This is a genomic window from Wolbachia endosymbiont (group B) of Ennomos erosarius, from assembly GCF_964026905.1.
In the GTDB taxonomy this organism is placed as follows: Bacteria; Pseudomonadota; Alphaproteobacteria; order Rickettsiales; family Anaplasmataceae; genus Wolbachia.
On the sequence record NZ_OZ034708.1, the window covers coordinates 633015 to 652877 of the forward strand.

Below are 19863 nucleotides of genomic sequence, written 5' to 3' on the forward strand. Positions count from 1 at the left end.
AACGGTCAGTGAATACCTAAATTTGAGTAAAAGAAATTTCACTACCACTCACTAATCACGCGAATTCTGGATTAAAGGAGAATAGAAAAGGCAAGAAAACAGGGTAAACTCAGCAGTTATAAAAAAACAGATGAGGTTAACCATGGAAGATATAACAAACTGTTTTGTTTGGTCGATGATTTTTGCAGAGATATAGAGAAAAATTTTGCAGGTAAACTACTGCCAAATGGTAAAAAACCCACAAGAACAACGGAAATTGAGCACTCCGAAATCATGACAATAATCCTGCTATATCAACAATCTCCGTGTAAAAATTTCAAAACTTTCTATCTACATTACCTAACGTTGCTCTACAAATCAGAGTTTCCAAAGTTGCCTTCATATACCAGGTTTGTTGCTCTAAAGCCTAGGGTTTTGTGGCATTTAGCAATGTTGTTGCATTGGCTTTGTGGACAGTCAGAAAACACTGGAATTTCATATATAGACACAACTCCCATTGCAGTTTGTCATGCAAAAAGAATATCCAAAAACAAAGTTTTTGCTGGAATTGCAAAATTAAGCAAGAGTACTTACGGCTGGTTTTTTGGTTTCAAATTACATATGGTAATCAATGAAAATGGTGAAATTCATTCACTTACGCTAACAAAAGGCAATGTTGATGATAGGATACCTGTGCCAAATCTGACGGAAAAATTAACCGGCCTTTTGTTTGGTGACAAAGGTTATATTGCAAAAGAGCTTTTTCAGAAGCTGTTTGACCGAGGTTTGAAACTTGTTACCAAGGTGAAAAAAGGTATGAAAAATGCATTGATTTCGCTAAATGAGAAGATTTTACTGAGAAAAAGGTCTATCATTGAGACTGTTTTTGGTTACCTAAAAAATAGACTAGAAATTGAACACACTCGCCATAGATCCCCTGTTAATTTTTTGGTTCATATCTTTTCTACTCTCATTTCCTATTCCATCAAATCCAAAAAGCCTTCTATTTCCTATACTTTCTTCCTTCCTTAATCCAGAATTCGCGTTAATCCGGCTAAAATTCAAGAATTTCAATGCTTTAGCTATTTTCAATAGAATTAAGTTTATTAATATAAATAATAAATTACTATTCTTAAATTTGATCAGATTGATTGCAAAAAAACAAGATTTTCAATAGGTTGCTTATAATCCTAACTATAGTTAGCCTTTCATAAGTAGCGATGCAACAAAGCCCACTGGAATCCAGCAAAATTGATTGTAAACAAGCGCACTATACAACATTGTCGATGAAATTGCCAGAAAACTGGATTCCAGTGGGCTTTGTTGCATAGCACCTTAAGCAGTGATGGTTTACGACAAATTTATGTAATGATTTCAAATTTAGCCATACCAATATCAGTGAATTTGTTGAGCAAATAGCACTTAATTAGTAATTCTTTTTCACGATTTACTTCAGATTTATTCCTAAAGCTAAATCCAAATACTTGCTTCAACCTTGAGAAAAATCCTTCTATGTAAGATCTCTTTCCATAAATTGCTTTCTTTTTCCACTCTTTTACACCATCTTGTCCATATAATTTTATTAACCTAATAGCAGCATTTCTGTCAGACATATAATCTATTTTTGAATGTTCTGCTGCATCCTTTTTTGGTAGAACTTTTGTCTTTATATCGTATTTCTTACACAATTTATAAAGTTTGTGCCTATCGTATGCCCTATCTGCATATAATGCTTTTATTTTGTGCTGAAAATTAACTTCTTCAAGCAAATCGCAAGCTCCATAGTGGTCAGAGTAGAAGCCATTACTGTATCTTGCAGCTATAGCTTTTTTACTATTTACACTTAACATAACATGTAACTTTCTTACTTGCTCGTAGCTTCGGTACTTTCTATCTGCACTGTTTTCCTTACTGTGGCCAGGAGTGTTACTGTAAATGCTGATACTTGTGCTATCTATGATAATTTCAATATTTTCCATGTTGCTTTTATCAACCCTGCAATCATTTATCTTAATATTAAGTTTTTTAAACCTTCTTGATGCTTGTGAATAGCTGATAACTGCCAAATTTTTTCCTATTTGTTGCAGATACCCTTTTATAAACCCCACCGTTTGTCTTAAACCAATTCTAAAAAGATTGACAATTATATGCACCAAAATTACGACTTTATCACTGTAAATATAGTTGCCGCCCTGCATTTTTGGACTATTTTCATACCAATTTTCGATAGCTTCATCGATGTAACGAAAAATATTTCCCCTTTTTTTTAAGGAATTTGTTATATTCGTTTTGGTTACTGACTTTCATTTTCTGTGGCATATTTTTTCTTCAACAGTTAAATGGTTATTTATAATGAATTTTGTCAGTAGCCACCAGATTTTTTCGGTTGCTATGCAACAAAGCCATCCCAGTGTCACGCACTGGGATGACATTCTTCTGGTAGGCTCAAATTGTAATGTTCGTACAGTTATGTGTCAGCTACTTGCATGACGCCATTTGTTGTAAACTTGTAAACTCACTTTTTCTTGATTTTTTGGTTTATCTTGTCTACCTATTTTGCCACTCTGCTGAACGGATACATTACACAATCAACGAACTACCTGTCATTTCATCCGGTTTCTTAATTCCAAGTAACTGTAAAATAGTAGGGGCGATGTCAGATAACCTTCCGTCTCTTAGTTTTAGATTATCGCAAGACACCATAAATGGCACTTTATTTAGAGTGTGTGCTGTATGAGGTGTATTATTTTCTTCATCGAACATACATTCCACATTACCATGGTCTGCAGTAACAATTAATGCGGTGTTGCTTGACTTTTTAACAGCACTCAGCACTTTTGCAAGACAATCATCTACAGCTAGCACAGCTTTCTCGGCTGCTTTTATATTACCTGTATGCCCTACCATATCAGGATTAGCGTAATTTACAACTATCAGTGCGAATTCTTGGGAGTGAATTTTTTCTACAAGCTTTTCTGTGAGCTCGGAGGCTGACATTTCGGGCTGCAAATCATAAGTTTGAACTTTTGGTGAGGGAATGAGTATTCTTTCTTCACCAAGGAAAGGTTCTTCTTTTACACAATTGAAAAAGAAAGTCACATGAGCGTATTTCTCGGTTTCGGCAATGCGTAATTGTCGTAATTTGTTGTCTTCTATTGTTTGTCCTAGAGTATCAACGAAAGAAGTAGGAGGAAAAATATAAGGAATTTTGAGATCTTCTTTATACTTCATCATACTTAGAATTGAAGAGAATTTTGCTACCTCAATATAGTCTGTTTTGCCTAGCAAAATACTTGCTAATTGTATCATTCGATCAGCACGAAAGTTAGCCAGTAACACTCCATCTTCTGGTTTTATACCTTGATAATCACCTATTACTGCGGGTTTTATAAACTCATCAGTTATGTTATTTTGATAATTTTCATCAATCAACGATACTGCATTATCATGACGAGGTGCCTTTGCAAATGCGATAGCCTCATAAGCTTCAATTGTTCTCTCCCACCTGTTATCACGGTCCATAGCATAATAACGTCCAGAAACAGTAGCAATTCTTGTGTCATTTCCCTTTATACTCTCTTCAAATTCTTGAATGCATTTTTTTCCTGAATTCGGCAATGTGTCTCTGCCATCTAAAAATGCATGTATCACCACTTTGATTCCATGCTGTGATATTTTTTTTGCTAAAGCTCCAATATGCTTTTGATGCGAATGAACACCACCATCTGATATCAACCCCATTATATGGCATATGCCATTCTTACTTTTTAGATTACTAATAAAATTTTGTAGATTTGTATTATTTTCTATTGTTCCGATTTCTTGATTAATACGCTGAAGGCTTTGCATTACTACTCTACCACTGCCAATATTCATATGGCCAACTTCTGAATTACCTATTTGACCACCAGGTAACCCAACATCAGCTCCACAGGCGGATAAACTGCATTTTGGATAATTAGAGCTAATATATTGCCAGCAGGGTGGATTTGCGTTGCTGATAGCATTGTATTTACTGCTTTCTACTCCATTTCCCCAGCCATCTAGTATACATAAAACGACTGATTTAATGCCCATATAAGATTAACACTAGAATTTAACAGAGAAGAGCTCCCCGGGCCGGATTCGAACCAGCGACCAATTGGTTAACAGCCAATTGCTCTACCACTGAGCTACCGAGGAATAAACCGTCTTTAATTTATCACGTTGAACGTTGGTTGTAAACGTTTTTTGTGTAGACTTTGAGTCCAACTGGTCATAGAAACAAAAACTTACTTGACACCCTTCGCCAGCCCCCTTATCATGAAACTGAAGCTATTGTATTTGCTTTCGCCAATCTGCAGATTAAAAGGTAAGGATTACTTAATGTATCGGCGTCTTATGTTCAATTTTTTGCAGTATATAGATACTGTATGTCTTTACAAAACTTCATCTACATCTAGATTTTTATCTAAATAAGCTGAACGCGCTTATAAAGCGTTACAAGACATCAAAAAATGCCAATACTTGACAGAGATAGTAAAGGACTAGCTAACTCGGGGATTCTTTGTCTTTTTTTCTGCTTAGTAAGTTTCTTAAACATTTGCAACGCGAATTCTGGATTAAGGAAGGAAGAAAGTATAGGAAATAGAAGGCTTTTTGGATTTGATGGAATAGGAAATGAGAGTAGAAAAGATATGAACCAAAAAATTAACAGGGGATCTATGGCGAGTGTGTTCAATTTCTAGTCTATTTTTTAGGTAACCAAAAACAGTCTCAATGATAGACCTTTTTCTCAGTAAAATCTTCTCATTTAGCGAAATCAATGCATTTTTCATACCTTTTTTCACCTTGGTAACAAGTTTCAAACCTCGGTCAAACAGCTTCTGAAAAAGCTCTTTTGCAATATAACCTTTGTCACCAAACAAAAGGCCGGTTAATTTTTCCGTCAGATTTGGCACAGGTATCCTATCATCAACATTGCCTTTTGTTAGCGTAAGTGAATGAATTTCACCATTTTCATTGATTACCATATGTAATTTGAAACCAAAAAACCAGCCGTAAGTACTCTTGCTTAATTTTGCAATTCCAGCAAAAACTTTGTTTTTGGATATTCTTTTTGCATGACAAACTGCAATGGGAGTTGTGTCTATATATGAAATTCCAGTGTTTTCTGACTGTCCACAAAGCCAATGCAACAACATTGCTAAATGCCACAAAACCCTAGGCTTTAGAGCAACAAACCTGGTATATGAAGGCAACTTTGGAAACTCTGATTTGTAGAGCAACGTTAGGTAATGTAGATAGAAAGTTTTGAAATTTTTACACGGAGATTGTTGATATAGCAGGATTATTGTCATGATTTCGGAGTGCTCAATTTCCATTGTTCTTGTGGGTTTTTTACCATTTGGCAGTAGTTTACCTGCAAAATTTTTCTCTATATCTCTGCAAAAATCATCGACCAAACAAAACAGTTTGTTATATCTTCCATGGTTAACCTCATCTGTTTTTTTTATAACTGCTGAGTTTACCCTGTTTTCTTGCCTTTTCTATTCTCCTTTAATCCAGAATTCGCGTTAAAAGAAGCGTGCAGTAGTGGGCGTATTTTTGATATTGCTAAGCGTCGCTTGAAAGATGTCTATGATATTATACCATCAACTGAGTCAGTACGTAATCTGGTTCCTAGCTTAAAAACAGTAGGCTGGATAGCAGTAGGAACAGGAGCAACATATATCGCTGCCAATAGAGGATTTACTGGTGCCAACAACTCATCTAATGCAGTAAACGCGAATTCTGGATTAAAGGAGAATAGAAAAGGCAAGAAAACAGGGTAAACTCAGCAGTTATAAAAAAAACAGATGAGGTTAACCATGGAAGATATAACAAACTGTTTTGTTTGGTCGATGATTTTTGCAGAGATATAGAGAAAAATTTTGCAGGTAAACTACTGCCAAATGGTAAAAAACCCACAAGAACAATGGAAATTGAGCACTCCGAAATCATGACAATAATCCTGCTATATCAACAATCTCCGTGTAAAAATTTCAAAACTTTCTATCTACATTACCTAACGTTGCTCTACAAATCAGAGTTTCCAAAGTTGCCTTCATATACCAGGTTTGTTGCTCTAAAGCCTAGGGTTTTGTGGCATTTAGCAATGTTGTTGCATTGGCTTTGTGGACAGTCAGAAAACACTGGAATTTCATATATAGACACAACTCCCATTGCAGTTTGTCATGCAAAAAGAATATCCAAAAACAAAGTTTTTGCTGGAATTGCAAAATTAAGCAAGAGTACTTACGGCTGGTTTTTTGGTTTCAAATTACATATGGTAATCAATGAAAATGGTGAAATTCATTCACTTACGCTAACAAAAGGCAATGTTGATGATAGGATACCTGTGCCAAATCTGACGGAAAAATTAACCGGCCTTTTGTTTGGTGACAAAGGTTATATTGCAAAAGAGCTTTTTCAGAAGCTGTTTGACCGAGGTTTGAAACTTGTTACCAAGGTGAAAAAAGGTATGAAAAATGCATTGATTTCGCTAAATGAGAAGATTTTACTGAGAAAAAGGTCTATCATTGAGACTGTTTTTGGTTACCTAAAAAATAGACTAGAAATTGAACACACTCGCCATAGATCCCCTGTTAATTTTTTGGTTCATATCTTTTCTACTCTCATTTCCTATTCCATCAAATCCAAAAAGCCTTCTATTTCCTATACTTTCTTCCTTCCTTAATCCAGAATTCGCGTTTTTACAGTTGTAACTGCTTCTTCACATGCTGTTTTGATATCCTTTATTACTTGCGGAACAAAAGTTTTCTTGTGTTTAAATTTTTCTATTTCTTCTTTTGGATTATTAATCTCCTCATTTTTTTTATTAATTTCAATTTTCTGCTTAGAAATTTCTTCCTCTTTAGCTTTTACTTCCACTTCTTTTTTAGTCAGCTGGTCATTTTGCCCAGAAATTGTTTGTTCTTGAGCTTGTATCTTAGCTTCTAACTCAGAAATGGTTTGCTTTTGATCCTGTACTACAGCTTCTTTCTCAGAAATTATTTTATTTTTAGCTTCTACTTTACTTTTTTCATCAGCAAGCTGAGCTTCCTTCTCAGAAATAGTTTTGTTTTTACTAATTGCAGCATATGAAAGTGCAATAGCTACAGCAGAAAATACAGCACCACCAATAATAAATGGAAGGCCAACACTTAAGGCTGCAACTGGAGCTAAGAACCCAATATAAGGAGCTGCAGCAAACACTCCTGATGCCAATAAAGTGAAAGTAGCCAAAGTTCCAGTTATATAATAGGGTACATTGTTTTTATTTATCACGATTATTCCTCACGTATTATAAAATATAGTATCATTATAAAAGGATTTTTAAGAAATTGTCAAGTTAACTTTTTACATAAAAAAAATAATCAATGAACTTGGGAACAAGAAGATTGCTGCCAAGCTACAAACTATGCCTTTCCGTGTAATCTTTAAATGAACCTCGATTAGAGTCAAAATATAATTTCACACTGCCAATTGGCCCATTTCTCTGCTTTGCAATAACGAGCTCTGCAATATTTCTAATTTTTTCCATTTTCTCTTGCCACTCTCGATGTTTATTGTTCCCTTCATTCGGCTGTTTTCTTAGTTCATAATACTCTTCTCTATAGAGAAACATTACTATATCTGCGTCTTGCTCTATGCTTCCTGAATCACGCAAATCAGAAAGTTGTGGTTTTTTGTCGTCTCTCTGCTCAACAGAACGAGAGAGCTGAGATAGTGCAACAACGGGAATATTTAGTTCCTTTGCAATTGCTTTCAAACCCTGCGTCACTTCCGAGATTTCTTGCACTCTATTTTCATTACTCCTTTTTGTTGTTCCTCTGATTAGCTGCAAATAATCAATGAATACCACTTCTACATTATATAATTGATACAGCAAGCGTATTCTGGTGCGAAGGGCACTAATTGATAGCGCAGGGGTGTCATCTATGATAAAAGGCAGTTCAGATAATTCTGTACTAGTATTGATAAATTCATGCAATTCAAAATCACTAATTCTCCCGGTTAATGCCTTATAATAACTAATCCCTGAATCTATAGTGATCAGCCTTGCAGTTAATTGCTCTGCTGACATTTCAAGCGAGAAAAACGCTACATAGTGTTGTTTATCTGCTCTTTTTTGCAACATCTTACAAGCATTAAGTGCGATGTTTAGCGCCAATGCTGTTTTACCCATAGAAGGCCTTGCAGCTAGAATTAATAGGTCAGATTTCTGCAAACCACCAAGAAGCTGATTTAGATCTTGAAGTCCGGTTGTAACGCCCAGCGCTTCTGGATTATTTTTCAGCGTGCTGATCTTCTCAACTACGTCTTTAATTGAACTTGCAAGTTTTATATATGTTTTCTCACCTTGTTTTTTTATTGCTAAGTTGAACAATTTTGTCATTGCTTGTTCAATTTGCGCCTGTGCAGGATTTTCAATATCGTAGTTGTAGCTATCACCAACTATTTCTTGCCCGAGCTTAATTAAACATCTCCTTAAGTAAGTGTCACGGATTATTCTAGTCAAACTATAGATATCAAGTGCAATACTTGCTTTAGCTGCAAGCTTTGCTAAGTACTCTACCCCACCACATTCGGTAAATGCTTGGTCGTTCTCAAAAAACATTTTTAGGCTGAGTTCATTGGCAATTATGCCGTGTTTTCTGGTTTTGGATATTTGCGTAAAAATACTTTGATGTAATGGATCATAGAAATTTTCTGCTGTTATTGTGTCTTCAACTGCATCACAGATTCTATTATCACGGATCATTGCACCAATAAGCATTTGCTCGGCTTCTAAATTATGCGGTAATTTGCATATTTCCTTGTCTACACCTCTTGAACTGAGGAGACTAGCTAATTCATTCATTTTAAGTTTTGAGAGTAACTGTTGATTATTGTAGAATATTTAGTTTTGATTTGAAAGACATATAAAATTTGACTAATTTTGTGCTACCTATAGCATTAAAACTTAATGCCCCTGTGGTGGAATGGTAGACACGGCAGACTCAAAATCTGTTGCTTGCAAAAGCATGCTGGTTCAAGTCCGGCCAGGGGCACGTTAAATATTGGAAAGCGTATATATGTTACATAAATTTTTTGATCGTTTATTCTCTATTTTTTCTTCTATAAATGTTATTCAAAAGGTAAAGAAAGACGAAAATGGAATATGTTATGTAACGGGCCTCAGGCGCTATATATCAGTATTGCTTGATTTGATTATTATCGTTTTGTTCTTGCAGTTTTGCAGCCAAGCCTTAAATCAGCTCTTTATGAACTCAGAGGATAGCAAAATATTAAGTCAAATTGCTGCAAAATCCCAAATGCAAGCACCACTGTCTGCGGAAGAAAAGGCAATGCAGAGTAGACTTGGTAAACTGTGGATCCTAAATCAAATAGTCCAATGCATTATGCTCTTTTGCTATGTAACATATATGTGGGTAAGGTTTGCTGCCACACCTGGAAAACTATTACTCGGGCTTAGAGTTGTGGATGCACAAACTTTCGAAAAGATGACTCTAAGACAAGCAACAAAGAGATTTTTTTCCTTTATATTGTCAGTTCCACCATTATTCTTGGGCTTTTTATGGTCAAATTTCAACAAACGCTGTCAAACTTGGCACGATAAGATCGCAAGCACAGTGGTTGTCACGAGTAAAAGCCTTAGAAGGCAGAACTAAAAACTACTTGACACCCTCCGCCAGCCCCCTTATCATAAAACTGAAGGTATTCAGTTATCTTCATCTGTGCAGATTAAACAGCAAAAAACAACGTAGTTGGCGTCTTATTTTTAATTTTTTGCACTATGTGCACCTTATGTCTTCACAACATTATCTAGGTTTTTACCTATATAAGCTGAAACGCGCTTATAAGTCGTTTAAGACAGTATAGTACGCCAATTTCAAGGATTAGAGAGTGAACACTAATTACCACGGGGTTTCTTTTGCCTTTTTTTTCTGCTTAGTAAATTTCTTAAACATTTTAGCTAAAGTTAGTTGCACTTAAAAACGCGAATTCTGGATTAAAGGAGAATAGAAAAGGCAAGAAAACAGGGTAAACTCAGCAGTTATAAAAAAACAGATGAGGTTAACCATGGAAGATATAACAAACTGTTTTGTTTGGTCGATGATTTTTGCAGAGATATAGAGAAAAATTTTGCAGGTAAACTACTGCCAAATGGTAAAAAACCCACAAGAACAACGGAAATTGAGCACTCCGAAATCATGACAATAATCCTGCTATATCAACAATCTCCGTGTAAAAATTTCAAAACTTTCTATCTACATTACCTAACGTTGCTCTACAAATCAGAGTTTCCAAAGTTGCCTTCATATACCAGGTTTGTTGCTCTAAAGCCTAGGGTTTTGTGGCATTTAGCAATGTTGTTGCATTGGCTTTGTGGACAGTCAGAAAACACTGGAATTTCATATATAGACACAACTCCCATTGCAGTTTGTCATGCAAAAAGAATATCCAAAACAAAGTTTTTGCTGGAATTGCAAAATTAAGCAAGAGTACTTACGGCTGGTTTTTTGGTTTCAAATTACATATGGTAATCAATGAAAATGGTGAAATTCATTCACTTACGCTAACAAAAGGCAATGTTGATGATAGGATACCTGTGCCAAATCTGACGGAAAAATTAACCGGCCTTTTGTTTGGTGACAAAGGTTATATTGCAAAAGAGCTTTTTCAGAAGCTGTTTGACCGAGGTTTGAAACTTGTTACCAAGGTGAAAAAAGGTATGAAAAATGCATTGATTTCGCTAAATGAGAAGATTTTACTGAGAAAAAGGTCTATCATTGAGACTGTTTTTGGTTACCTAAAAAATAGACTAGAAATTGAACACACTCGCCATAGATCCCCTGTTAATTTTTTGGTTCATATCTTTTCTACTCTCATTTCCTATTCCATCAAATCCAAAAAGCCTTCTATTTCCTATACTTTCTTCCTTCCTTAATCCAGAATTCGCGTTAATAGCAGCATTTCTGTCAGACATATAATCTATTTTTGAATGTTCTGCTGCATCCTTTTTTGGTAGAACTTTTGTCTTTATATCGTATTTCTTACACAATTTATAAAGTTTGTGCCTATCGTATGCCCTATCTGCATATAATGCTTTTATTTTGTGCTGAAAATTAACTTCTTCAAGCAAATCGCAAGCTCCATAGTGGTCAGAGTAGAAGCCATTACTGTATCTTGCAGCTATAGCTTTTTTACTATTTACACTTAACATAACATGTAACTTTCTTACTTGCTCGTAGCTTCGGTACTTTCTATCTGCACTGTTTTCCTTACTGTGGCCAGGAGTGTTACTGTAAATGCTGATACTTGTGCTATCTATGATAATTTCAATATTTTCCATGTTGCTTTTATCAACCCTGCAATCATTTATCTTAATATTAAGTTTTTTAAACCTTCTTGATGCTTGTGAATAGCTGATAACTGCCAAATTTTTTCCTATTTGTTGCAGATATCCTTTTATAAACCCCACCGTTTGTCTTAAACCAATTCTAAAAAGATTGACAATTATATGCACCAAAATTACGACTTTATCACTGTAAATATAGTTGCCGCCCTGCATTTTTGGACTATTTTCATACCAATTTTCGATAGCTTCATCGATGTAACGAAAAATATTTCCCCTTTTTTTTAAGGAATTTGTTATATTCGTTTTGGTTACTGACTTTCATTTTCTGTGGCATATTTTTTCTTCAACAGTTAAATGGTTATTTATAATGAATTTTGTCAGTAGCCACCAGATTTTTTCGGTTGCTATGCAACAAAGCCATCCCAGCGTCACGCGCTAACTTTTAATAGCGATAGTTATTTCTTATTTGTAAGATCTTTCCTCAATCCAAGCTGCTTGAATGGCTTCGAGTATTTTCTCGTTACAGCGTTTTTCATCATCATCAAATTCCTCTAAACTCAAGACCTTTTTTTTAAGCTCAGTGAATCTGATACTAATTATATTCTCATCTGAAAATTTTTCCTCCAGAGCTTCTACAATATCTTCTATATCAAGCCATTTCATACTTTTTTGTATTTATCTGCTAAGTTAAATTGGTGCCCATGGGGAGACTTGAACTCCCAAGGTCGCAAAACCCACGGATTTTAAGTCCGCTGCGTCTACCGATTCCGCCACACGGGCTTTTTTTACCTATCTAGAGTAAAACTCTACTACTAAATTGACTTCCATGTCCGCTGAATAAGGAACCTCAGAATATTGAGGCGACCTCAAATATTTCACTGAATGCTCTTTACTATCTGCTTCTAAATAATCCGGAGCCTTGCGCTCTTGTTTTTGTTCAGCCTCTACTACTACAGGGATTTTTGCTGCCCTTTCTCTTATTTTTATTATATCACCTGGCTTCACTCGATAACTTGATATGTTAACCACCTTATCATTAACTGTAACGTGCTTATGAGATATGAGCTGCTTCGCTGCATAAATTGTTGGCACAAGACTAGAGTGGTATAAAACAGAACTTAATCTCGATTCTAAGATACCGATAAAATTATCAGCCATATAACCCTTTCTGTTATAAGCATCTAAAAATGTACGTCTGAGCTGCTTACTTGAAATCGCATAGTAAAACTTAAATTTCTTATGCGCAGCAAACTGCTTACCAAAGTCGGATAACTTCTTGAATCCAAGAATACCATGTTGACCAGGAGGGTATTTCCTTTTGTTTACTGGGTCTTTAGCTCTACCCCATAAATTTACACCAAGTCTACGGCTAATCCTATACTTTCTAGTGATAACAGTTGTCATATAAAAACTCTCACGATTCAACTCTAGATTATTAAGGATTTTAGCACTCAGTGTCAACTTGTTTTTGCTGGTATAATCTTTTATACTTCATTTTTAAGTTTTTCTATGAATCATCTACCTTTGGAACCTATGGCAAACGCCATCCGTTTTTTATCAATTGATGCAGTACAAAAAGCAAACTCTGGACACCCAGGTATGCCACTTGGCATGGCAGATGTTGCAACTGTCTTGTTTGCTAAATATCTGAATCATAATCCTGATGATTCTAAATGGTTCAATAGAGATCGCTTTGTTTTATCAAACGGTCATGGGTCAATGTTACTATATTCAATATTATATTTGACAGGTTATATTAGCATAGATGAGCTAAAAAACTTCAGGCAAATGGGATCCAAGACCCCAGGTCATCCAGAGTTCGGCTTGACTTCTGGGGTAGAGGCAACAACAGGCCCGCTCGGTCAGGGGTTTGCCGCTGCTGTTGGCATGGCACTTGCTGAATCAATCCTTAAAAAGCAATTCAGAATCAATCACTACACTTACGTAATGCTAGGGGATGGCTGTCTTATGGAAGGAATAAGCCATGAAGCAGCATCACTTGCTGGACATCTTAAATTGAATAAATTAATAGCCCTTTTTGATGATAATGATATCTCTATAGATGGCGCTACTTGCCTTTCCTGTTCTGATGATGTAGAGAAACGCTTCTTAGCGTATGGATGGAATGTTGACAAAATTGATGGCCATGATTTTGATGCCATATCCTTTGCAATAGAGCAAGCAAAAAAGTCTGATAAACCTACAATGATCTGCTGCAAAACCATTATCGGAAAATTTTCAAGCCGTGCTGGCACATCCTCTACTCACAGTGGTGCTTTTTCGGAGGAAGACATCAAACAGATGAGAGAAAAATTGGATTGGAACTACGAGCCATTTCATGTGCCAGAAGATGTGAAAAACGCCTGGAAGAAAACTGTTGAGAGAGCAAAACAAAATTACACGATGTCATTCCAGCGCGTGACGCTGGAATCCAGGAAAGAAGAAAAAGAATGGATCCCAGTGTCAAGCACTGGGATGACAAAAAGTGGAGCTGGGGTAACAGGATATCATGTAGAACTTCAAAGACGGTTAGATAAACGTCTACCAGATAATATCGCTGGTGTTTTAGCTGACCTGAAGAAACAAATATGTGAGCTAATGCCAAACGAAGCTACACGTTCTTCTTTCGGCATGGTAATGGAACTTTTAACACAACATATGCCGGAATTAATCGGCGGTTCTGCTGATCTTACTGGGTCAAATTGCACTAAATATAAGCACATGCAGGTAATAGATAGTAATAATTATAGTGGTTCTTATATCCACTATGGAGTGAGAGAACACGCTATGGCAGCTTGTATGAATGGTATGGCTCTTCACGGCGCGATTCTTCCTTATGGTGGCACTTTTTTGGTATTTTCCGACTACTGTCGTCCTGCTATACGTCTTTCAGCTTTGATGAAACAGCAGGTTATCTATGTGATGACTCATGACTCAATTGGAGTAGGGGAAGATGGCCCAACTCACCAACCAATAGAGCATTTAGCTTCTTTGCGTGCTATACCAAATCTATATGTTTTTAGACCAGCCGATGCAGTTGAAACTCTGGAGTGTGTTAGCATTACACTCGAAAAGAAAGAATCTCCAGCACTGTTTGCGCTCTCAAGGCAAAACGTAAGTTACATGCATTCTGATATCGATCAATCTGCTAATCTATCGAAGTTTGGTGCATATATTTTGTGTGAATGTTCAAAAGAATTAAAAGTGACGATATTTGCTACGGGGTCCGAGGTTGAAATTGCAGTTGAAGCAGGGAAGAAATTGCAGGAAAAGGGTATAGGTACAAGGATTGTTTCTATGCCATGCTGGAGGCTTTTTGACGAGCAAAGCGATGAATATAAAGCGGCGATATTAAATAATGACAGCATTAAAGTTGCAATTGAAGCTGGAAGTGAAATGGGTTGGCATAAGTATATAGGTTCAAACGGTATATTTATTGGCATGAAAAGCTTTGGAGAATCAGCACCTTATAAAACACTTTATGAGCATTTTAATATCAGTGCAGATCATGTAGTAAAATGTGTGTGTGAGAAGTTAGGTTGCATTCAGTAAACCTCTTGCATAACCATATGAAAGCCCACTCTTCTTTGTCATTCCAGCACGTGATGTTATCCAAGATGATGTCATGCCAGTGCTTGACACTGGCATCTAGTTTTCTTTACAAATTCACCAAAAACGCGAATTCTGGATTAAGGAAGGAAGAAAGTATAGGAAATAGAAGGCTTTTTGGATTTGATGGAATAGGAAATGAGAGTAGAAAAGATATGAACCAAAAAATTAACAGGGGATCTATGGCGAGTGTGTTCAATTTCTAGTCTATTTTTTAGGTAACCAAAAACAGTCTCAATGATAGACCTTTTTCTCAGTAAAATCTTCTCATTTAGCGAAATCAATGCATTTTTCATACCTTTTTTCACCTTGGTAACAAGTTTCAAACCTCGGTCAAACAGCTTCTGAAAAAGCTCTTTTGCAATATAACCTTTGTCACCAAACAAAAGGCCGGTTAATTTTTCCGTCAGATTTGGCACAGGTATCCTATCATCAACATTGCCTTTTGTTAGCGTAAGTGAATGAATTTCACCATTTTCATTGATTACCATATGTAATTTGAAACCAAAAAACCAGCCGTAAGTACTCTTGCTTAATTTTGCAATTCCAGCAAAAACTTTGTTTTGGATATTCTTTTTGCATGACAAACTGCAATGGGAGTTGTGTCTATATATGAAATTCCAGTGTTTTCTGACTGTCCACAAAGCCAATGCAACAACATTGCTAAATGCCACAAAACCCTAGGCTTTAGAGCAACAAACCTGGTATATGAAGGCAACTTTGGAAACTCTGATTTGTAGAGCAACGTTAGGTAATGTAGATAGAAAGTTTTGAAATTTTTACACGGAGATTGTTGATATAGCAGGATTATTGTCATGATTTCGGAGTGCTCAATTTCCGTTGTTCTTGTGGGTTTTTTACCATTTGGCAGTAGTTTACCTGCAAAATTTTTCTCTATATCTCTGCAAAAATCATCGACCAAACAAAACAGTTTGTTATATCTTCCATGGTTAACCTCATCTGTTTTTTTATAACTGCTGAGTTTACCCTGTTTTCTTGCCTTTTCTATTCTCCTTTAATCCAGAATTCGCGTAAAAAGAATATCCAAAAACAAAGTTTTTGCTGGAATTGCAAAATTAAGCAAGAGTACTTACGGCTGGTTTTTTGGTTTCAAATTACATATGGTAATCAATGAAAATGGTGAAATTCATTCACTTACGCTAACAAAAGGCAATGTTGATGATAGGATACCTGTGCCAAATCTGACGGAAAAATTAACCGGCCTTTTGTTTGGTGACAAAGGTTATATTGCAAAAGAGCTTTTTCAGAAGCTGTTTGACCGAGGTTTGAAACTTGTTACCAAGGTGAAAAAAGGTATGAAAAATGCATTGATTTCGCTAAATGAGAAGATTTTACTGAGAAAAAGGTCTATCATTGAGACTGTTTTTGGTTACCTAAAAAATAGACTAGAAATTGAACACACTCGCCATAGATCCCCTGTTAATTTTTTGGTTCATATCTTTTCTACTCTCATTTCCTATTCCATCAAATCCAAAAAGCCTTCTATTTCCTATACTTTCTTCCTTCCTTAATCCAGAATTCGCGTTAGGAGCTTATTATTCTGGTATTTATAACAAGAACGGTCAGTGAATACCTAAATTTGAGTAAAAGAAATTTCACTACCACTCACTAATCCGGCTAAAATTCAAGAATTTCAATGCTTTAGCTATTTTCAATAGAATTAAATTTATTAATACAAATAACAAATTACTATTCTTAAATTTGATCAGATTGATTGCAAAAAAACAAGATTTTCAATAGGTTGCTTATAATCCTAACTATGTTAGCCTTTCATAGGTAGCGATGCAACAAAGCCCACTGGAATCCAGTTTTCCATATAATCTCATCGAAAACGTTGTAACCACTTTCTATGCTAGTTTGCTTGTAAACAAGCAAACTTTCCTGGATCCCAGTGGGCTTTGTTGCATAGCAACTTAAGCAGTGATGGTTTACGACAAATTTATGTAATGATTTCAAATTTAGCCATACCAATATCAGTGAATTTGTTGAGCAAATAGCACTTAATTAGTAATTCTTTTTCACGATTTACTTCAGATTTATTCCTAAAGCTAAATCCAAATACTTGCTTCAACCTTGAGAAAAATCCTTCTATGTAAGATCTCTTTCCATAAATTGCTTCCTTTTTCCACTCTTTTACACCATCTTGTCCATATAATTTTATTAACCTAATAGCAGCATTTCTGTCAGACATATAATCTATTTTGAATGTTCTGCTGCATCCTTTTTTGGTAGAACTTTTGTCTTTATATCGTATTTCTTACACAATTTATAAAGTTTGTGCCTATCGTATGCCCTATCTGCATATAATGCTTTTATTTTGTGCTGAAAATTAACTTCTTCAAGCAAATCGCAAGCTCCATAGTGGTCAGAGTAGAAGCCATTACTGTATCTTGCAGCTATAGCTTTTTTACTATTTACACTTAACATAACATGTAACTTTCTTACTTGCTCGTAGCTTCGGTACTTTCTATCTGCACTGTTTTCCTTACTGTGGCCAGGAGTGTTACTGTAAATGCTGATACTTGTGCTATCTATGATAATTTCAATATTTTCCATGTTGCTTTTATCAACCCTGCAATCATTTATCTTAATATTAAGTTTTTTAAACCTTCTTGATGCTTGTGAATAGCTGATAACTGCCAAATTTTTTCCTATTTGTTGCAGATATCCTTTTATAAACCCCACCGTTTGTCTTAAACCAATTCTAAAAAGATTGACAATTATATGCACCAAAATTACGACTTTATCACTGTAAATATAGTTGCCGCCCTGCATTTTTGGACTATTTTCATACCAATTTTCGATAGCTTCATCGATGTAATGAAAAATATTTCCCCTTTTTTCAAGGAATTTGTTATATTCGTTTTGGTTACTGACTTTCATTTTCTGTGGCATATTTTTTCTTCAACAGTTAAATGGTTATTTATAATGAATTTTGTCAGTAGCCACCAGATTTTTTCGGTTGCTATGCAACAAAGCCATCCCAGTGTCACGCACTGGGATGACACCATTCTTTTTCCTGGATTCCAAACTGGGATGACAGCTAGCCTGACAATCGTCATCCCGCTGCTTGTTAGCGGGATGACAAGAAAGGAGCAGCAGGATGACACCATCATAAAGTGAAACTAGATTGTATCTTATCGGTAAAAAAGAAGAGCTATTTTAGGAAGTTTTTATAGGGTTGAAACTAAAGAAAACTTGCATATAGGTTCATCAAGGTGTAAAATTAGAGTTGTTTTAAAAGAATAGGTCAATTATGAATCTTGTAACAAAATCTGCTATCGATTTTACTGCTCCAGCCGTTCTCTCCATCGGAGAAATTGTTGATGATTTCTGTCTGAGTAAGCGCATAAAAAATAAGTATGCTGTCCTTTTTTTCTATCCACTTGATTTTACCTTTGTCTGTCCAACTGAGTTGATATCATTTAGTAATAAAATAGAGGATTTTTCAAAACGTGGTGTTGAAGTTATAGGGGTAAGTGTAGATTCAAAGTTCTCACATTATAAATGGCGAAACATTCCAGTTAATGATGGTGGTATTGGAGAGGTTAGCTACACTTTAGTGTCTGATATCAAAAAGTCTATATCAAGAGACTATGGGGTCTTATATGATGACTCAATTGCGCTGAGAGCAACTTTCGTTATTGATGATAAATTTATTGTACGTCATCAATCGATAAATGATTTGCCTTTAGGGCGTAATATCGATGAATTCGTTAGAATCGTTGATGCAATTAAACATAATGAGGAGCATGGTGAAGTATGTCCAGCAGGGTGGAAGAAAGGTAAGCCAGCAATGCAGGCAAGCGATGAAGGAGTAGCTGATTATCTAAACTCATACAGTGAAGAATTATAGATTTAGTACAAAAGTTCTTATTATTGGATCCGGGGCAGCGGGTTATGCTGCTGCTATATATGCAGCACGTGCAAACTTAGAGCCAATTGTAGTAACGGGAATGCAGCCTGGTGGTCAGCTTACAATTACTACAGATGTTGAAAACTATCCTGGTTTTGTTTCAATACAGGGTCCAGAACTAATGGAGCAGATGAGGTTGCATGCAGAACAGGTTGGAGCAAAAATAATAGATGATGAGATAAAAAGCGTTGAACAACTTGAGGATTCTAATGAGTATAGGTTTAGATCTTCTGGTAATACTAATGACTACTATTCAGATGCAATTATAATTGCATCTGGTGCGCAAGCGAAGTGGCTTGGTTTGGAGAGTGAAAAGGAATTTCAAGGTTACGGAGTTTCGGCTTGTGCAACTTGTGATGGTGCATTTTTTAGGAATAAAGTTGTAGCCGTGATTGGTGGTGGAAACACTGCTGTTGAAGAAGCAATATTTTTAACTCGATTTGCCAAAGAAGTTATACTAATACACAGGCGTGATAAATTGAGAGCGGAAAAAGTAATGCAAGATAGGCTCTTTAAAAATGATAAAATAAAAGTAATATGGAACCATACCGTAGAGCAGATTCTTGGAGAAGAAAATCCGAAAAAAGTTACTGGTATTATAGTTAAATCAACGGAAGCTCAAGAATTGAAAGTCGATGGAGTGTTTATTGCAATTGGGCATGCACCAAATACAGGTATTTTTAAAGGCTTTGTTGAAATGGATGAGCAGGGTTATATAATTACGAAACCTGGAACAACTTTAACTAGTAGGGCAGGGGTGTTTGCTGCAGGTGATGTTCAAGATAAGGTGTATCGCCAGGCAGTAGTTGCCGCAGGAACAGGGTGCATGGCTGCACTTGATGCAGAGAAGTTTTTAGAGTCGTAATTAATTAACTCAGAATTAGGATTTTATAGCTAAAGTGACTTAAGTTCACCGATAATTTTAAAAACAAAAATTCGTCATTCCGCTACT

Annotated in this window: 17 protein-coding genes, 3 tRNA genes and 3 pseudogenes; 10 read left to right on the plus strand and 13 right to left on the minus strand. The window is 35.8% G+C overall.

The genetic code is table 11. The features are described 5' to 3' along the window. The first annotated feature begins 159 nt into the window (after nucleotides 1–159). On the plus strand, nucleotides 160–1011 hold the full coding sequence (locus tag AAGD95_RS03285; protein ID WP_410542088.1) for an IS982 family transposase: 852 nt from the start codon (nucleotides 160–162) through the stop codon (nucleotides 1009–1011). Between the two features lie 329 nt (nucleotides 1012–1340). Here AAGD95_RS03285 and AAGD95_RS03290 read toward each other — a convergent pair whose 3' ends face one another. The 4 genes from AAGD95_RS03290 to AAGD95_RS03305 all read right to left on the minus strand — a co-directional run bounded on the left by AAGD95_RS03290 (nucleotide 1341) and on the right by AAGD95_RS03305 (nucleotide 5474). Then, nucleotides 1341–2261, minus strand: coding sequence for an IS5 family transposase (locus tag AAGD95_RS03290; protein ID WP_341818821.1), 921 nt, complete (start codon nucleotides 2259–2261; stop codon nucleotides 1341–1343). Nucleotides 2262–2559: 298 nt separating this feature from the next. Beyond that, nucleotides 2560–4056, minus strand: coding sequence for a 2,3-bisphosphoglycerate-independent phosphoglycerate mutase (gene gpmI / locus AAGD95_RS03295; RefSeq protein ID WP_341818193.1), 1497 nt, complete (start codon nucleotides 4054–4056; stop codon nucleotides 2560–2562). Between the two features lie 33 nt (nucleotides 4057–4089). Continuing rightward, a tRNA-Asn gene (locus AAGD95_RS03300) sits at nucleotides 4090–4161 on the minus strand. Nucleotides 4162–4580: 419 nt separating this feature from the next. Next, the gene (locus AAGD95_RS03305; protein ID WP_410542093.1) at nucleotides 4581–5474 is read right to left on the minus strand and encodes an IS982 family transposase; all 894 of its coding nucleotides are present in this window, start codon (nucleotides 5472–5474) and stop codon (nucleotides 4581–4583) included. A gap of 329 nt (nucleotides 5475–5803) precedes the next feature. Here AAGD95_RS03305 and AAGD95_RS03310 point away from each other — a divergent pair, with 329 nt between their 5' ends. After that, the gene (locus AAGD95_RS03310) at nucleotides 5804–6697 is read left to right on the plus strand and encodes an IS982 family transposase (protein ID WP_410542093.1); all 894 of its coding nucleotides are present in this window, start codon (nucleotides 5804–5806) and stop codon (nucleotides 6695–6697) included. Here the strand turns inward: AAGD95_RS03310 and AAGD95_RS03315 are convergent. Together AAGD95_RS03315 and AAGD95_RS03320 are read right to left on the minus strand one after the other, a co-directional pair. Beyond that, the gene (locus tag AAGD95_RS03315) at nucleotides 6694–7287 is read right to left on the minus strand and encodes a hypothetical protein (protein ID WP_341818195.1); all 594 of its coding nucleotides are present in this window, start codon (nucleotides 7285–7287) and stop codon (nucleotides 6694–6696) included. The two genes, AAGD95_RS03310 and AAGD95_RS03315, sit on opposite strands and share 4 nt — an antisense overlap. 124 nt (nucleotides 7288–7411) lie before the next feature. Then, nucleotides 7412–8863: a replicative DNA helicase gene (locus AAGD95_RS03320; protein WP_341818196.1), complete on the minus strand. Its 1452-nt coding sequence runs from the start codon at nucleotides 8861–8863 to the stop codon at nucleotides 7412–7414. 107 nt (nucleotides 8864–8970) lie between these two features. On the opposite strand from AAGD95_RS03320, the gene AAGD95_RS03325 reads away from it, so the two are divergent. The 3 genes and pseudogenes from AAGD95_RS03325 to AAGD95_RS03335 all read left to right on the plus strand — a co-directional run. Next, a tRNA-Leu gene (locus tag AAGD95_RS03325) sits at nucleotides 8971–9053 on the plus strand. Nucleotides 9054–9077: 24 nt separating this feature from the next. Further along, nucleotides 9078–9674 carry an RDD family protein gene (locus AAGD95_RS03330; RefSeq protein ID WP_341818198.1) on the plus strand — a complete coding sequence of 199 codons (597 nt, stop codon included), beginning with the start codon at nucleotides 9078–9080 and terminating at the stop codon, nucleotides 9672–9674. 429 nt (nucleotides 9675–10103) lie between these two features. Next, a pseudogene (locus AAGD95_RS03335) lies at nucleotides 10104–10948 on the plus strand (IS982 family transposase); the annotation flags it as partial. On the opposite strand, the gene AAGD95_RS03340 reads toward AAGD95_RS03335, so the two are convergent. From AAGD95_RS03340 to rpsD, 4 genes are all read right to left on the minus strand, one after another. Next, nucleotides 10829–11662, minus strand: a complete 834-nt coding sequence (locus AAGD95_RS03340; RefSeq protein WP_341818822.1) for a transposase — start codon at nucleotides 11660–11662, stop codon at nucleotides 10829–10831. The pseudogene AAGD95_RS03335 and the gene AAGD95_RS03340 overlap by 120 nt on opposite strands. Nucleotides 11663–11827: 165 nt before the next feature. After that, nucleotides 11828–12028, minus strand: coding sequence for a Fe-S cluster assembly protein IscX (gene iscX / locus AAGD95_RS03345; protein ID WP_265034301.1), 201 nt, complete (start codon nucleotides 12026–12028; stop codon nucleotides 11828–11830). Nucleotides 12029–12058: 30 nt separating this feature from the next. Beyond that, nucleotides 12059–12145, minus strand: a tRNA-Leu gene (locus AAGD95_RS03350). Between the two features lie 9 nt (nucleotides 12146–12154). Beyond that, nucleotides 12155–12769, minus strand: coding sequence for a 30S ribosomal protein S4 (gene rpsD, locus AAGD95_RS03355; protein WP_341818823.1), 615 nt, complete (start codon nucleotides 12767–12769; stop codon nucleotides 12155–12157). A gap of 105 nt (nucleotides 12770–12874) precedes the next feature. On the opposite strand from rpsD, the gene tkt reads away from it, so the two are divergent. Further along, nucleotides 12875–14917 carry a transketolase gene (gene tkt / locus AAGD95_RS03360; protein ID WP_341818199.1) on the plus strand — a complete coding sequence of 681 codons (2043 nt, stop codon included), beginning with the start codon at nucleotides 12875–12877 and terminating at the stop codon, nucleotides 14915–14917. Between the two features lie 137 nt (nucleotides 14918–15054). Here tkt and AAGD95_RS03365 read toward each other — a convergent pair. Beyond that, nucleotides 15055–15905 (minus strand): annotated as a pseudogene (locus AAGD95_RS03365) (IS982 family transposase). Between the two features lie 103 nt (nucleotides 15906–16008). Here AAGD95_RS03365 and AAGD95_RS03370 point away from each other — a divergent pair. Further along, nucleotides 16009–16506: pseudogene (locus tag AAGD95_RS03370) on the plus strand (IS982 family transposase); the annotation flags it as partial. Nucleotides 16507–16934: 428 nt separating this feature from the next. Here the strand turns inward: AAGD95_RS03370 and AAGD95_RS03375 are convergent. Together AAGD95_RS03375 and AAGD95_RS03380 are read right to left on the minus strand one after the other, a co-directional pair. Continuing rightward, nucleotides 16935–17186 (minus strand): hypothetical protein, encoded by a 252-nt coding sequence (locus AAGD95_RS03375; protein WP_341818200.1) that lies wholly within the window; start codon nucleotides 17184–17186, stop codon nucleotides 16935–16937. Between the two features lie 5 nt (nucleotides 17187–17191). Beyond that, nucleotides 17192–17890 (minus strand): transposase, encoded by a 699-nt coding sequence (locus AAGD95_RS03380; RefSeq protein WP_341818201.1) that lies wholly within the window; start codon nucleotides 17888–17890, stop codon nucleotides 17192–17194. Here AAGD95_RS03380 and AAGD95_RS03385 point away from each other — a divergent pair. The 3 genes from AAGD95_RS03385 (at nucleotide 17861) to trxB (ending at nucleotide 19776) form a co-directional block, all read left to right on the plus strand. Further along, nucleotides 17861–18118: a hypothetical protein gene (locus AAGD95_RS03385; protein WP_341818202.1), complete on the plus strand. Its 258-nt coding sequence runs from the start codon at nucleotides 17861–17863 to the stop codon at nucleotides 18116–18118. The genes AAGD95_RS03380 and AAGD95_RS03385 overlap by 30 nt on opposite strands. Nucleotides 18119–18251: 133 nt before the next feature. Further along, the gene (locus tag AAGD95_RS03390; RefSeq protein ID WP_341818203.1) at nucleotides 18252–18851 is read left to right on the plus strand and encodes a peroxiredoxin; all 600 of its coding nucleotides are present in this window, start codon (nucleotides 18252–18254) and stop codon (nucleotides 18849–18851) included. Continuing rightward, nucleotides 18838–19776, plus strand: a complete 939-nt coding sequence (trxB, locus tag AAGD95_RS03395) for a thioredoxin-disulfide reductase (protein WP_341818204.1) — start codon at nucleotides 18838–18840, stop codon at nucleotides 19774–19776. The genes AAGD95_RS03390 and trxB overlap by 14 nt, the downstream gene beginning before the upstream one ends. Nucleotides 19777–19863: the final 87 nt, after the last annotated feature.

Excerpts from the sequence above, each read along its gene's own strand:
- gpmI (WP_341818193.1), bottom strand. The coding sequence starts at position 4,056 with ATGGGCATTAAATCAGTCGTTTTATGTATACTAGATGGCTGGGGAAAT.
- AAGD95_RS03320 (WP_341818196.1), bottom strand. The coding sequence starts at position 8,863 with ATGAATGAATTAGCTAGTCTCCTCAGTTCAAGAGGTGTAGACAAGGAA.
- AAGD95_RS03330 (WP_341818198.1), top strand. The coding sequence starts at position 9,078 with ATGTTACATAAATTTTTTGATCGTTTATTCTCTATTTTTTCTTCTATA.
- iscX (WP_265034301.1), bottom strand. The coding sequence starts at position 12,028 with ATGAAATGGCTTGATATAGAAGATATTGTAGAAGCTCTGGAGGAAAAA.
- rpsD (WP_341818823.1), bottom strand. The coding sequence starts at position 12,769 with ATGACAACTGTTATCACTAGAAAGTATAGGATTAGCCGTAGACTTGGT.
- tkt (WP_341818199.1), top strand. The coding sequence starts at position 12,875 with ATGAATCATCTACCTTTGGAACCTATGGCAAACGCCATCCGTTTTTTA.
- AAGD95_RS03375 (WP_341818200.1), bottom strand. The coding sequence starts at position 17,186 with ATGTCTGACAGAAATGCTGCTATTAGGTTAATAAAATTATATGGACAA.
- AAGD95_RS03380 (WP_341818201.1), bottom strand. The coding sequence starts at position 17,890 with ATGCCACAGAAAATGAAAGTCAGTAACCAAAACGAATATAACAAATTC.
- AAGD95_RS03390 (WP_341818203.1), top strand. The coding sequence starts at position 18,252 with ATGAATCTTGTAACAAAATCTGCTATCGATTTTACTGCTCCAGCCGTT.